Here is a 14,630-nt window from a genome sequence, read left to right as displayed (position 1 = left end):
GGTGACAACGAAATGCCTTATGTACCCGTACCCAAAGACTTAACCAAAGTCAAGACCAAAGTAGCCGCTGGCCTGACAAAGCGCCAGCTTATTTGTTTCAGTCTGGCCGCGCTGGTGGGGCTGCCGGTATATTTCCTTACCCGCGGCGCCATCGGCAATTCGGCGGCGGTGCTCCTTATGATCGGCCTGATGATGCCCTTTTTCTTCTTTGCCATGTATGAGAAGGACGGGCAGCCGGCGGAAAAGCTGTTAAGGAACCGGCTCCGCTATAAGCTCTGGCCGAAGGACCGCCCTTACCGGACAGAAAACTTCTACAAATCCATATCCAAAAAGGAGGTATCACAGATTGCCAAAAACCAGACAGCAGGAGGCGCAGGAAAAACGTCTGCAAAGAAACGTAAAGCAGGCAAAAAAGACCCGCACCGAAGCAAGAAAGGCAGGAAGTAAAACTGCCTCTCCTGCCGGGCCGAAGAAAAAGCCCGGCTTTTTTTCCGGGCTGAAAGCGGACGCCCCGCAGACGGTCCAGCAGAGTATTCCCTATAAGGAAATGTACCGGGACGGTATCTGCCGTGTGAGCGGCAATTATTACACCAAGACGGTGCAGTTCTTTGATATTAACTACCAGCTCGCGCAGGCGGACGACAAGGCGCAGATTTTTGAGGGCTACTGCGATTTTCTCAATTACTTTGACGCCTCGATCCATGTGCAGCTCACCTTCATCAACCAGCGGGCCAATATGCAGGACTTTGTTCACAGCATAGAGATTCCTGCCCGTGGCGACGAGTACGACGGAATCCGCAGGGAGTACGCGGATATGTTAAAGAACCAGCTCCAAAAGGGCAACAACGGCCTTACCAAGCGGAAATACATCACCTTCGGGATTGAAGCGGAGGACCTTCGCACGGCGAAAATGCGTCTGGAACGGATCGAAACGGACGTGCTGGGGAACTTCAAAGCCCTGGGCGTGCAGGCAAGGCCCTTAAACGGGCTGGAACGTCTGGAGCTTCTGCACAGCCAGCTCCACCCGGACGGCCAGGAGAAACTTCATTTTAACTGGTCGGATTTGCCGAAAACCGGGCTCTCCACAAAGGACTATATCGCCCCTTCCGGTCTCTCCTTCTCCCAGGACGGCAAGACCTTCCGGGTGGGCGACCATTCCGGCGCGGTGTCCTTCTTGCAGATTTTGGCCCCGGAGCTGACGGATCGGCTGCTGGCGGAACTGCTTGACCTGGATGACGCCGTGACAATCAACCTGCATATCCAGTCTATCGACCAGGCCCAGGCGATCAAGAACATCAAACGCAAGATGTCTGATTTGCAGAAGATGACGATTGAGGAACAGAAGAAAGCGGTCCGCTCCGGCTATGACATGGACATCATACCTACCGACCTTGCCACTTATGGGGAAGAAGCGAAAAATCTCCTGCAGGATTTGCAGAGCCGGAATGAAAGGATGTTCCTTGTGACGGTTCTGGTGGAGAATATCGCCCCGAAGCGCAAAAAGCTGTTTACGGATATTTTTTCCGCTTCCGGTGTGGCGCAGAAATACAACTGTGCCCTGAAACGCCTGGACTTCCAGCAGGAGCAGGGCCTTATGTCCTCTCTATGCCTGGGGCAGAACCAGATCGAGATCGAGCGGGGTCTTACCACCAGCAGCACGGCCATTTTCGTGCCGTTTACCACCTGCGAGCTGTTTCAGGAGGGCGAGGCTTTGTATTACGGTCTCAATGCCCTTAGCAACAACCTGATTATGGCGAACCGCAAGAACCTGAAAAACCCCAACGGCCTGTTCCTGGGTACGCCCGGCAGTGGCAAATCTTTCTCTGCCAAGCGTGAGATCGTCAATGTGTTCCTTCTGACGGAGGACGACATTATCATAGCAGACCCGGAAAATGAGTACGGGCCTTTGGTAAAGCAGTTTGGAGCTCAGGGGCAGGTCATTGACATTTCCCCTAACTCCACTAACTACATCAATCCGATGGATATAAACCTGGACTATTCGGATGATGAAAACCCGATCACCCTGAAAAGTGATTTTATCCTGTCTCTGTGTGACCTTATCATCGGCGGCAAGGAGGGGCTTTCCCCTATTGAAAAGACGATCATTGACCGCTGCACAAGGCTTGTGTACCGGGACTATTTGCAGGACCCGCGCCCGGAAAACATGCCAATCCTGGGGGATTTGTACGACCTCCTTCGCAAACAGAGCGAACCGGAGGCGCAGAATATCGCCACGGCGCTGGAAATCTACGTCAATGGTTCCTTGAATGTGTTTAACCACCGTTCCAATATCCAGATGGATCACCACCGGGTACTGTGCTTCCAGTTGAAGTCATTGGGAAAGGCCCTGAAAGAGATCGGCCTTCTTATCATGCAGGACGCGGTCTGGAACCGTGTTACGGCCAACCGCTCCAAGCATAAGACGACCTGGTTCTATATCGACGAATTCCACCTCCTGCTGAAAGGACAGACCGGAAGTTTCAGTGTAGAGATATGGAAACGGTTCAGAAAATGGGGCGGGATTCCCAGCGGTTTAACGCAGAATGTGAAGGACCTGCTGGCTTCCAGGGAGATCGAGAACATCTTTGAGAACTCGGATTTTATCTACATGCTCAACCAGGCCCAGGGAGACCGGCAGATTTTGGCGAAGCAGTTAGGCATTTCGCCCCACCAGCTTTCCTATGTGACCCATTCCGGCCCCGGCGAGGGTCTTTTGTTTTTCGGCAATGTGATTATTCCTTTCGTCGATCACTTCCCGAAGGACACCCTTCTGTATTCGGTCCTTACCACAAGGCCGGATGAAGTGGCAGGCGCATGAGCGCCGGCAGACCAGCAACGATAATTCAGACTGGAGGTGATGGATATGTCCCGTGATAAAGAGTTCAGACGGCCCAAAGACGCGGTGCGGCAGCCGGCGGGAAAAACAGAAACCGACGTCCGGACCGGCGAGATGCGCGGGCAGGATTTTGATCTGCGCCGGGCCCGTGACGCTCCTGTGCAGGAAGATAACCGCCATAGAGGGTGGAACCTGTATCAAGGGGCTTCGGAGGACGGCGCAGTTCCAGCAACGGATTCCAATACGTATGCTGCTGCTTCCCGGCAGCCAGTGGATGAAATGGCGGCTTATGAATCTGCGGACTATGGAACACATGCGGAGGCTTTTTCCCGGCAGTCGTCCGGGGATTCTGACAGCTTCATTCAGGACAGCCGCAGCGTTCCGCAGCAAAACGGGCCGGATTTTTCCGGGCGTGACAGCTTCCGCGAAAGCAGGCAGCAGGATTCCAGGCACAGTGATTCCGGCAGGCTCCAGCGCCGGGATGCAGACTTTTCCCGGCGCGGCGGCCAGGAGTTGCCCGGTTCCGGCAGTTCGGAGGCTTCCGCTGCTTCGGAGGCCGGCAGCACAAATGCCGGGGAAACATCGGGCAGACGCCGGATGCACCAGCATGGCAACAAGTACCAGCAGCGTTTCCAGGAGGCGGCAAAAGCCGAGGAACCCCAGGAGAAACAGCCGGGTTCAGCCGAGGGAGAACCGAAACGGCCTTCCAAGCTGGAATTTACCGCTGACGAGCTGCCACCGGAGGCGGCGGATAAAAAGCTGACCCAGGCGAGGCGCAGGGCCGAGCGTGTGGAAAAGAAGCTGGAGGACGCCGAGGCGCGTCTGCCTTCCCGGAAAAAACTGCGGATGGAGACGGCTTCCGACCCGGAGACCGGCAAAGCAAAAAAACGGCTGAAATTTGAGCAGGAAGTAAAATCCCAGCGGGCGCATGTAAAGGGCTCCCTTCCCATGCGCCCGGTAAAGGCGGCAGCGAATACGGCTGTCGGCTACGCCCATAAGAAAATCTACCAGGCGGAGGAAGAAAATGTCGGCGTGAAAGCCGCCCACCGCACCGAGCTTGTGGGTGAGGCCTGGGCGCGCACCCTGTACCACCGCCATAAAACAGCGCCATACCGCCGGGTGACAAAGTTACAGCAGAAATCAGCGAGGGCTAACGCGAAGCTTGCCTACCGGCAGACCCTTTCGGAACACCCGGAGCTAAAGAAAAATTTCCTTGCCCGGATGTGGCAGAAGCAAAAGCTGAAACGGCAGTATGCCAAAGCCGCAAGGGAGGCACAGAAAACCGGAAAGCGGGCAAAGAACGCAGCCGTTACAACGGAAAAGATCGCTGCTTCGGTGGTAAACACCGTCAAGCGTCACCCGGTTATCTGCAGCATTCTCGTCCTTCTGCTTTTGGTGGTATTTCTCATTTCTTCGCTGTTTTCCTCGTTTTCCAATATCGGGACCGGGGGCCTGGGAAGTATCGCCGCCTCTACCTATCTGGCGGAGGACCAGGACATCAACAACGCGGAGCTTATCTATACCGAGTGGGAAACAGACCTGCAAATGGAAATAGACCGTGTGGAGACAGACCGGCCCGGTTATGACGAGTACCGCTATAACATCGGCGCAATCGAGCATGACCCCTATATCCTGATGGGCTATCTCACTTCTGCCTATCAGAATTTCACCTATGAGCAGATCGAGGGCGTCCTGCGGCAGCTTTTTAATGAGCAGTATTCCCTTACCTTTACGGAGGAAACGGAAATCCGCTACCGGACAGAGACCCATGTTGACCCGGAGACCGGCGAGGAAACCGAGGAAGAAGTACCGTATGAGTGGCACATTCTGAATGTAAAGCTCACGGCCACGCCTCTTGCAAACCTGGTGGTGCAGCGCATGAGCACCGAGCAGAAAGAAATCTGTGAGATTCTATTGCAGACCAAGGGCAACCGGCAGTATGTGAAAAATGTCTTTGGGATAAACTGGCTGCCCTATGTCACCAGCTACTACGGCTACCGGGTACACCCCATCAGCGGGGAAAAGAACTACCATACCGGCGTTGACATCGGCATGGCCCAGGGCACGGAAATCTTAGCCGGCCATGACGGTACGGTTACGCTGGCAGGAAACGCGGGCGGCTACGGCCTGTGTGTCGCCATTGAAGGCGAGGCTTACGAGGGGCATACCCTTACCACGAAATACGGCCACTGTTCACAGCTTCTTGTGTCCGTGGGCCAGGAAGTAAAGGCCGGGGATGTAATCGCGAAGGTCGGCAGCACCGGCAATTCCACCGGGCCGCACCTGCACCTGGAGGTATTGGTGGACGGGCAGTATTTGAATCCGCTGTATTTTGCAGATACCGGTGACACCGGCAGTACCGGGCTGCCAGCCATTGGCGCAGGCGGAGGCGGCAGCTACTTTGATTACGATATTCCGCCGGAGGCCCTTGCGGATGAACAGTTCGCGGCCATGATCGCGGAGGCGGAGAAATACTTAGGCTATCCGTATGTGTGGGGCGGCGCAAGCCCTTCCACTTCCTTTGACTGTTCAGGCTTCGTTTCCTGGGTAGTCAACCATACCGGCTGGAACTTCGGGCGGCTTACCGCGGACGGGCTTTTAGGCGTGTGTACGCCTGTATCGAGTGCGGACGCAAGACCCGGCGACCTGATTTTCTTCCAGGGGACCTATAACACCAGCGGCGCAAGCCATGTGGGAATCTATGTGGGTAACGGAATGATGATCCACTGCGGGGACCCGATCTCTTACGCAAATATCAATACAAGTTACTGGCAGCAGCATTTTTACACCTTTGCGCGGCTGCCTTAACAGAATGGAGGTAACAACTTGAACCCTAAAATTGAAAAACTGGCAAAAGACATTGAAAAGACCAAGGCGAAGATCGCGGAGCAGCAGGCCAGGCTCCAGGATTTGGAGAAACAGAAAACGGAGCTGGAGAACACCGACTTTGTGGCGGTGGCCCGCAGCTACCACCTGACGCCCCAGGAACTGGCCGAATTCTTAAAAACGCGGCAGATGGCGTCCGCACAGGAGTCTTCGCCGCAGGAACAGGAGGAAGTGCATGAGGACTAAACGAATCTCTCTCCTTGTGGCGCTTGTCTTTCTCATAGGCGCCATGACCTTGCCCATGACGGCTTTTGCCGCCGGGGGCAAGGACACCACGCCGCCCACGCTTACGGCGGTGCTGGATGGGGAAACCGTAAAGATCGTAAGCAGCGACGACAATTCCGGCGTGGAGGCGGTCTATATCGACAAGACCCGTGTAAATTCCCTTGTGGACGGGAAAGCCTCTGTCGCGCTGAAGGATTATGCCGGCACAGATAAAAAAGTGAGCGTCTACGCGGTGGATTATGCCGGCAACCGTTCTGATGCCGTGCAATTTGACAACCCCTATTACAAGGAACCGGTGTCCACGGAAAAGCCGGCTGCCCCCACGCAGCCGAGCCAGAGCAGCACCCCGGCAACAAAACCGGTACAGACCCAGGCAGCTTCTTCCGGCAGCACGGGCACCCAAAGCAGCAGTTCCAATACGGGAACGGATTCGGGCGGCACAAGCTCCCAGGACGGCAGCTCCGGCAGTACAGGAAATTCCGGCACACCGGAGCCCACCACTTCCTCCGTCCCGGAGGGCGCTTTCACCCCGGAGGGGACCGGGACCGTGCTGGACAGCGCCACCGGCGAGGATGGGGATAAACAGTTTTACACCATTACCACCGAGGCCGGGAATGTGTTCTACCTTATCATTGACGGCAAGCGTGACGACAACAACGTTTACTTTCTGAATGGCGTCACCGAGGCGGACCTGATGGCCCTTGCGGAAAAGAATGATGGCAGCGTGAGCGTGATCCCCGCTGCGGATGTCTGCACCTGTAAGGAGAAATGCGAGGCCGGAAAAGTCAATACCGGCTGCCCGGTCTGCAAAAATGACTTAAACGGCTGCATCGGAAAGGAAAAGCCGGCAGAGCCGGAGGAACCGGCTGAATCGGAACAGCCAAAGAAAGATACCGGCAGCGTCGGCACGATCATCTTTATCATCGTCGCCCTGCTTGCAGTCGGAGGCGTCGGCTATTATGTGAAGATCGTGCGCCCGAAACAGCAGGCGGCGGACGAGGACGAATTTGACGAGGACGACGGCTACGGGGAGGGCTTTGACCCGGACGAGGCTTACGGCGAACCGGAATATCTCTCCGAGGATGACTTTGAGGATAGCACCCATGAGGACGGCGAGTAATGCGCCGTCCTTACCTATTTTATGAAAGTGAGGTCTTTCTATCGTGAATATGAAAACGAATACACACCGCCGCGGTCTGCACAGGATCGTGGCATTTTTACTCTGCGCGGTATGCGTCTTTAGCCTGCTTCCCGCCCAGGCGTTTGCGGCAGGCGTGGGCCAGAAAGCAAGCTCCTGGCTGGGCGACCAGTATGTAGGGTCTGACGGGCAGCATTATTATTCCCCGGTGCCTACCAATTTCCTTGCTTACAATTCAGACGGAACCACGGATAAACGTTCCGGCTCCGGCGGCAGCGCCTACCGGCACTACATGCTGACAGATTCGGACGGCGTGACCCATTCGGTCTACTGCGTGGAGAGCGGGATTCCCTACAACACTTCCGAAAATACCTATACTTCGGAGAACGGGACCAACAGCGATTACCTGAATATGCTCCCGTCCGCTGCCAGGCGCGGCATTACCCTGACTGCGATCTATGGCTGGAAACCCGGCGCCTCCCTTCCTGTTTCCGGAATCAATGAGGACGATTATAAAATGGCGACGCAGATCATCCTCTGGGAATACCAGCAGCAGCTTCGCAGCGACCCCTACAGCCGGCACAGCAACGGCCACGCTTCGGCGGACCAGTATTACAGCGTGGTTGCCGGGCGTCCTGCGGAAAAGGCATACAACTGGATTCTGGAACAGGTGGCGTCCCACTCCACCGTCCCTTCCTTTACCGCGGCGAATAAGGGGGATGCCCCTGTTCTGGAACTGAAATGGGACACCAGCAGAAAGGTCTATACCCTGACTGTTACCGACACCAACAACCTGAATATCGACCTGCAAATGCTTTCCGGCAGCGGCGTGACCGTGAGCAGGAACGGCAACCAGTACACCTTCACCAGCAAAAACATGATTATGGAGCCGGTGAGCTTTGAGTTCAGAAAAGACATTCCGGTTGCCAACGACATGCTGATCTGGGGCCGCCCTGGTTATCAGACCATGATGACCGGCGCCAGCGACCCGGTTTCCTTCTTTATGAACATCAAAACGGAGACCTACGGCACCGCGAAGATCGTCAAGACCAGTGAGGACGGCATTGTGTCCGGCATTTCCTTCCGCATTTCCGGCACGGATATTTTGGGAAATGAAGTCAATGAGACTGTTACTACCGGGGATAACGGCCAGGTGGAAAAGAAATTCCTGCCCGGCACTTACCTGGTGACGGAAATCCCGGTTGACCGCTATGTGACCCCTTCCGCACAGTACATCACTATTGAGAGCGGCCAGACTGCTTCCGTCCATTTCAGCAATATTTTGAAGAAATTCCGCGTGCATGTGGTAAAGAGCGACGCGGACACCGGGACCGCCCAGGGCGACGCCACCCTTGCCGGGGCGACCTATGGGATTTATAACAATGGCGAGCTGGTAGATACCTATACCACCGGGCCGGACGGCAGCTTTATGACCCGTTACTATGTCTGCGGCGATAGCTGGACGGTACGGGAAATCGAGCCCAGCACCGGTTATCTTCTGAATGATACGGTCTATGAGGTGGGCGCTTCCCCGGCGCTGTACGAGGTGGAGCTGAACACTACGGAGAACCAGGTCACGGAAACCGTGATCTATGGCAATATCCAGCTTGTCAAGCATACGGACGACCCGGACCCGGATGTGTCCGAAGATGAAAATACGGAAGAACCGAATGAGGGTGTGATCGAGCACCCGGAGGCCGGCGCCGTCTTTGAAATCTACTTGAAGGCGGCGGGTAGCTATGATGCGGCGAAGGAAAGCGAGCGCGACCTGCTCACCACGGACAGCGACGGCTTTACTTCCTCCAAAATGCTGCCTTACGGCCATTATACGGTCCACCAGACAGCCGGTGAGGAAGGCAAGGCGTTCATTCCTGATTTTACCGTCTTTATTTCCGCAGACGGCCAGACCTACAGCTATATTCTGAATAACCGCACCATTACCGCAAGGCTCAAGGTGGAGAAATGCGACGCCGAGACCGGGAGCATTATCCCGATGACCGGCACGGGCTTCCAGATCAAGGACCTTTCCACCGGGGAATTTGTCACCCAGGAAATCTTCTACCCAAACCCGGAGACCCTTGATACCTTCTATGTTTCGGACGAAGGCTGGCTCATGCTGCCGGAACCTCTGCATACCGGGGATTATGAGCTTTATGAGGTGGCGGCTCCTTACGGTTATGTCCTTTCCAGTGAGCCCGTACCGTTCACCATTGACGGCAGCGAGGCGGTTGTGACCGTCACACAGTACAACATGCCCCAGAAGGGCCAGCTCACCATCACAAAGACCGGCGAGGTGTTCGCTTCCGTCCAGGAAAACGACGGCCTGTATCAGCCGGTATATGAAGTGGCCGGGCTTCCCGGCGCAGTTTATGATGTGATCGCTGACGAGGATATTTACACCGGCGACGGGACCCTCCGAGTAGCAAAGGACACAGTTGTAGAGACCCTTACCACCGGGGAAGATGGAACCGCCACAAGCGTACTTCTGTACCTGGGCCGCTACCGTCTGGAAGAACGGCAGGCGCCGGCTGGCATGGTCGTAAATGCTGTCCCGGAATATGCGGAGCTGACCTACGCGGGCGAGACCGTGGAGGTCACGCAGACCGCAGTAGGGTTGTATGACGAGCGCCAGAAAGTGGATGTTGCCCTGTTCAAAGCTCTGGAAACAGACGAGCTTTTCGGGCTTGGCATGAATGAGGAATACAAGGACATTTCCTTTGGTCTGTATGCTTCCGCTGACTTGACGGCGGCGGATGGCAGCGTGATCCCGGCAGGCGGGCTTCTGGAAGTGGTCTCCGTTTCCGCAAATGAGGCGGGCGGCTATGACGCTTGCTTTGATTCCGACCTTCCGTTTGGCAGCTATTATGTGCAGGAGCGCACCACCAACAGCGCCTATGTGCTTTCCGATACCAAATACCCGGTAGTTTTTGAATATGCGGGTCAGGAGGCTGCTCTTGTCTCTATCCTGATAAATGAGGGCGAGGCTGTTCCCAATGACCTGCTCCGCGGACGCATTGACGGTGTGAAATATGGCGAGAGCACGGAGGTTGGCGAAGATGTGAAGCTGGCCGGCGCGGTGATGGGCCTGTTTAAGCCTGACACCGAAGAATTTACCGAGGAAAACGCGCTGCTTACCGTAACCACCGGTGAGGATGGCAGCTTTGCCTTTGAGAATATCCCTTACGGTCACTGGATTGTAAAGGAAATTTCCGCTCCCGCGCTCTATACGGTGAGCCCGGAGGAACACCACATTTATATCGGTGCGGACGGCCAGACAATCGAATTCCGCGTGGATAATACCCTGATCCGCGGACGGGTGCAGCTCCATAAGACCGAGGCGGTGGATGAACCTTCCTCTGTGGAGAGCGATAAGGAGAATACTTTCCTGCGCTTCCTCTCCGGCGCGGTGTTTGAACTGTATGAGGACGCCAACGGCAACAAGGAGCTGGATGCCGAAGATACGCTGGTCGGCGCCCTGAAAGAGACAGACGGCGGATTCCACATGGCGGAGGATCTTCTGGCTAAGGGCTATTTCGTAAAAGAAAAGAAAGCGCCGGAGGGCTACCAGCCTGACGAAAAGGCTTATTACTTTGCGATCACCGAGGACGGCCAGACCGTTGTGATCGAAAACGGCGAGGCAGGCCGGGGATTTACCAATGAGGCATACCGCGGCAACCTGAAAATCACCAAAGATTCCAGTGACGGACGCAAGGACGGATTTGCCATTGAGGTCAAGAGCGCAGACGGTTCTTACTGTGAGACCTTCACCACACCGAAATCCGGCGTGATCGAGGTCAAGGGGCTGCGCGTCGGCATTTATACCGTAACCGAGCTTTCCAACCGTGCAAGCAAGGATTATATCATTCCTGACGCGGCCACGGTGGAGATCAAGGCGGACCAGACCGCAACGGTCCAGTTCTTTAATGAGAAACCAGAAAAACCGGAAACTCCTGATAATCCGAAAACACCGTCCAAGCCTTCCACACCGTCTAATCCTGATAAGGCAGTACCGCAGACCGGTGATGACAATTTCATTTTCCTGTACGGCGGCCTTCTGGCGCTGGCTCTGATCGGCGGTGGGATGTTTGCTGCCCTCTATTTCAAGAAGGGGAAATACAGCAGACAGACCCCTAAGACAAAGGCTGCGGGCATTGCGGCCCTCTCCCTCTGCGCGGCACTGGCGTTAGGCAGCGGCTTCCTGATGGTCCGTGACCTCTGCCAGTACAGTGAAAGCGCCGGGGCTTATGATGACCTCGCAGGACTGGTGGAGCTGCCGGAGCGGACCGAAACACCGGAGGATATGGAGACCGGGACCGCACCCATTGAAACGGAACCTGCTGGGTCAGCCCCTTCCGTGGTTCTTCCTATGGTGGATTTTGAATCTTTGCGGGAAAGCGGGCCGGACATCATCGGGTGGCTTACCCTTCCCGATACGGTGATCAACTACCCGGTAACGCAGGCGGATGACAACGAGTATTACCTGCACCACCTGTATGACGGCACCTACAATAAGGTGGGATGCCTGTTCGCGGATTATGAGAACAAGGCGGATTTTTCTGACCGGAACACCATTATTTACGGACATAACATGCGGGACGGCTCCATGTTCGCCGCCCTGAATGAGTATGACGAACAGAGCTACTTTGATACCCATAAGCAGATGTACCTTGTGACCCCGGAGGGCGGTTATCTCTGTGAGGTTTTCGCGGCGTTTGTGGCAAAGCCTTCCGAATCCGGCAGCGATACCTCTCCCTGGCGTCTTAGCTGGAAGGATGACGGCGCTTATACGACCTGGCTTACCGCTATGGCGGAGCGTTCTGTTGTGGAAACGGACGTCACGGTGACAAGCAGCGATAAGGTGCTGACCCTTTCCACCTGCACGCCCGGAGGCGCGAGCCGCTTCATCGTCATGGCAAAGCTGGTGGAAGTAAACAACGAAGCAGACTGAAAACCGGTGCGGGGGCATGTGCTCCCGCACCAGTCATTTACAAGGAGGATTTTTTCTATGGTGAATACCATTGTTTCAATACCCGGCTATGTGCATTTGTACCGCTCCCTTCTTAGGTTTTACGACATGCCGGAAAATGAGATCAGGGAAATGCTGTACCTGCTGAACACGGCCAACCTGGACTGCTACGAGTATTACCACCCCGAGCGGGAACTGGCCCTGAGCGGCCCGGTAGCTTTCTGCCACTGGCTGGAGACGATGGACTGCCGGCCCTACCGCACGGAGGTACAGCTTTACAAGTCGCTACTGTTCCTACAGCGCAGCGTGGACCGTGACCTGATCGTGACTTCCCAGCGGGAGGCATTGCAGACGCTTAAATGTATTATCTCCAATATCGAATACCGCTTTTACAAGGCTTATGAAATGGAGATCGAGGACAAGCGGACCGTGTACGGGGAATGTACCTACCGGCTGGTCCCCAGGGAGGACGAGCCGAGCGTGTGCCTGATGCACGACTGGATTTATCTGCCAAGCGCGTAAACTGTCACGGATTCTATACAGGATTCGGGACAAAACCATTTTCAAAGGAGGGATGCCTTATCACGCAGAAAGAGGTCAATGCCGTTTTTGACGGTCAGGTGGCTCTATGCAGGGAAATCCTGCAAAAGAAAACAAAGGAATACACAGGGGGCGATACGGACCGGCTGGGGGCTTTCAAGGCTGCCGCTGCTTTACAGCACACGACACCGGAGCGTGCCCTTGCCGGGATGCTGGCAAAGCATATCGTTTCCCTGTATGACATGTGCTTTGCCGACGGCATGAGCTTTGACGCCGGCACATGGGACGAGAAGATCACAGACAGTCTTAACTATCTGTTTTTACTGAAAGCGATTGTAAAGGAGGGACAGACCAATCAACAGAATTGAAGTAAAGGTTTTGAACTGCCAGGCGGTGGCGGAGGCCGAGAAAAACATGGTGTTTGCGGCCAGGCTTACCCAGCGCGGGCATAAGATCAATACAATGGAGGATCTGACGGCGCTTTATGAAAAGTCGTTCAGCAATGATACCGTAACGGCGATCAGCAAGCTCCCGCACCCCACGATCCAGAAATTCGCGGTTATCACCGTTGCCATTGTAGGCGCAAGCAGGCGTTTCCTTGCGCAGATCACCAGGCACCAGAACGAGGTAAAGTTTATGAGTGCGTCCTTACAGTACAGCAACTATGCGGGACAGGCGGATTTTGCTGTACCCTATGAGATTTTGACTGCGCCGAAGGCAATTCAGGAAATGTATCTGGAAAGCTGTAAATCCGATATGGATTGTTACGAAGAACTGTGCGCGGCAGGGATCGGGCACGACGCGGCGGGCTATGTCACGCCCCAGGGCCTTAGGAATGTGCTGATTATCAGCGCAACACCTTACCAGTGGAAACATATCATCGGCCAGCGGGTATGCCGGCGCAATACGGACGAGACCCGGATCGTGCTCCTGAAAATCTGGCAGGAGCTTTTTTCATTGAGCCAGGTACTCTTTGCTCCCGATCTTACCGGCCCTTTCTGCCAGAGAGATCAATGTCTGGAGGGGAAAATGAGCTGCAAAAGAAAGATCGCGGGCAGCATGACGCCCGGCGGGATTTTGGCGGCGGATTACCCGCTGCTTATGGAAGGCGGCGCCCATGAAGATTAAGCTGATCGATTTTGGCGTGCCGGAGGATCAGAGACCCTACCGGCCACATGGGAACGATGCCGGCGCGGATGTGTATATGCCCTATGACTGCACCCTACAGCCCGGCGAGATTACGAAAATTCCCCTGGGATTTGGGATCGAGGTGCCGGATGGGTTTGCCGGATATGTGTTCCCCCGCAGCAGCATGGCTGTCAAAGGGCTGGTCTGCGAGCTGCCGCCTGTAGATTCCGGCTACCGTGGGGAAATCCATGCAATTCTTAGCAATGTGAGCAGCCAGACGCGGCACATTCCCAAAGGTTCAAGGATCGGCCAGCTCGTCATTACGCCGGTGGTGATCGCGGATTTTGTGACAGAGCTTGGGGAGCAGCGGGGCACCGGCGCCTTTGGCAGTACAGGGAAATGATAAAGAGTGCAGCAGGAAAATGAGCCGCCAGACAAAAGGCGGCTCATTTTAGGACAAAACAGGGATTATCGCCGGTATAGGGATGGGACATTATCAGGACATTACCGGATACAATATTAAGAAAAGCGGCCAACTGCTGGCCGCTCTACCGTTTGCTATTGAGTTCTTTCATAATGCCGAGAATATATTCCATTGATTTTGAGTCCAGTTTTTTGGCCTCAGTCATAAATTCCTGTAGTGTCTGCGGGCAGGCATTTCCTTCATCAAAGAATTCCTGGGGTGTTACGCCGAGATATTCGCAGATGTAGAAAAAGGACTGCATGGCGGGAAGTGACTTCTTATTCTCAATGTTATTGATGTAATTGTTCGCCTGACCCAGCGACAAAGACATGTCACGGGCAGATACTCCCTTTAGCGCCCTTAGCTTTGCCAGCCGTTCCGGGACAAAATCTTCATACATCATAGTCACCTCCTTCTGCATAATAGATTGTACCTTACAGGAGGTAAA

11 protein-coding genes are annotated in these 14,630 nt (G+C 55.1%); 10 read left to right on the top strand and 1 reads right to left on the bottom strand.

The window, feature by feature from the left end:
• The first annotated feature begins 12 nt into the window (after positions 1 to 12).
• The 10 genes from WMO66_RS13935 to WMO66_RS13890 all read left to right on the top strand — a co-directional run bounded on the left by WMO66_RS13935 (position 13) and on the right by WMO66_RS13890 (position 14,122).
• Positions 13 to 447, top strand: a complete 435-nt coding sequence (locus WMO66_RS13935) for a PrgI family protein (protein ID WP_044983744.1) — start codon at positions 13 to 15, stop codon at positions 445 to 447.
• A complete protein-coding gene (locus WMO66_RS13930; protein ID WP_009249968.1) occupies positions 347 to 2,818 on the top strand; it encodes a VirB4-like conjugal transfer ATPase, CD1110 family in 2,472 nt (823 codons plus the stop codon). Before WMO66_RS13935 ends, WMO66_RS13930 begins: the two co-directional genes overlap by 101 nt.
• A 615-nt stretch (positions 2,819 to 3,433) precedes the next feature.
• Entirely contained in the window at positions 3,434 to 5,644 is a 2,211-nt protein-coding gene (locus tag WMO66_RS13925) for a CD1108 family mobile element protein (RefSeq protein WP_349136977.1), read from the top strand.
• Between the two features lie 18 nt (positions 5,645 to 5,662).
• Entirely contained in the window at positions 5,663 to 5,908 is a 246-nt protein-coding gene (locus tag WMO66_RS13920; RefSeq protein WP_009249970.1) for a DUF4315 family protein, read from the top strand.
• Positions 5,898 to 7,067, top strand: a complete 1,170-nt coding sequence (locus tag WMO66_RS13915) for a DUF4366 domain-containing protein (RefSeq protein ID WP_009249971.1) — start codon at positions 5,898 to 5,900, stop codon at positions 7,065 to 7,067. Before WMO66_RS13920 ends, WMO66_RS13915 begins: the two co-directional genes overlap by 11 nt.
• A 49-nt stretch (positions 7,068 to 7,116) precedes the next feature.
• Positions 7,117 to 12,033 (top strand): class B sortase, encoded by a 4,917-nt coding sequence (gene srtB, locus WMO66_RS13910; RefSeq protein ID WP_044983842.1) that lies wholly within the window; start codon positions 7,117 to 7,119, stop codon positions 12,031 to 12,033.
• A 57-nt stretch (positions 12,034 to 12,090) separates the two neighbouring features.
• Entirely contained in the window at positions 12,091 to 12,573 is a 483-nt protein-coding gene (locus tag WMO66_RS13905; protein WP_009249973.1) for a hypothetical protein, read from the top strand.
• The gene (locus WMO66_RS13900) at positions 12,534 to 12,959 is read left to right on the top strand and encodes a hypothetical protein (RefSeq protein ID WP_009249974.1); all 426 of its coding nucleotides are present in this window, start codon (positions 12,534 to 12,536) and stop codon (positions 12,957 to 12,959) included. Before WMO66_RS13905 ends, WMO66_RS13900 begins: the two co-directional genes overlap by 40 nt.
• A 25-nt stretch (positions 12,960 to 12,984) precedes the next feature.
• Positions 12,985 to 13,719: an FAD-dependent thymidylate synthase gene (locus WMO66_RS13895; RefSeq protein ID WP_435387809.1), complete on the top strand. Its 735-nt coding sequence runs from the start codon at positions 12,985 to 12,987 to the stop codon at positions 13,717 to 13,719.
• Positions 13,709 to 14,122 (top strand): dUTP diphosphatase, encoded by a 414-nt coding sequence (locus tag WMO66_RS13890; RefSeq protein ID WP_009249976.1) that lies wholly within the window; start codon positions 13,709 to 13,711, stop codon positions 14,120 to 14,122. Before WMO66_RS13895 ends, WMO66_RS13890 begins: the two co-directional genes overlap by 11 nt.
• Before the next feature lie 145 nt (positions 14,123 to 14,267).
• Here the strand turns inward: WMO66_RS13890 and WMO66_RS13885 are convergent, their stop codons facing one another.
• A complete protein-coding gene (locus tag WMO66_RS13885) occupies positions 14,268 to 14,582 on the bottom strand; it encodes a helix-turn-helix domain-containing protein (protein WP_009249977.1) in 315 nt (104 codons plus the stop codon).
• Positions 14,583 to 14,630: the final 48 nt, after the last annotated feature.

It is taken from the genome of Faecousia intestinalis (assembly GCF_040096185.1).
Taxonomy (GTDB): domain Bacteria; phylum Bacillota; class Clostridia; order Oscillospirales; family Oscillospiraceae; genus JAZOXB01.
Note: the sequence above shows the minus strand (reverse complement) of the source record. Positions and strands in the feature narration are given on the sequence as shown.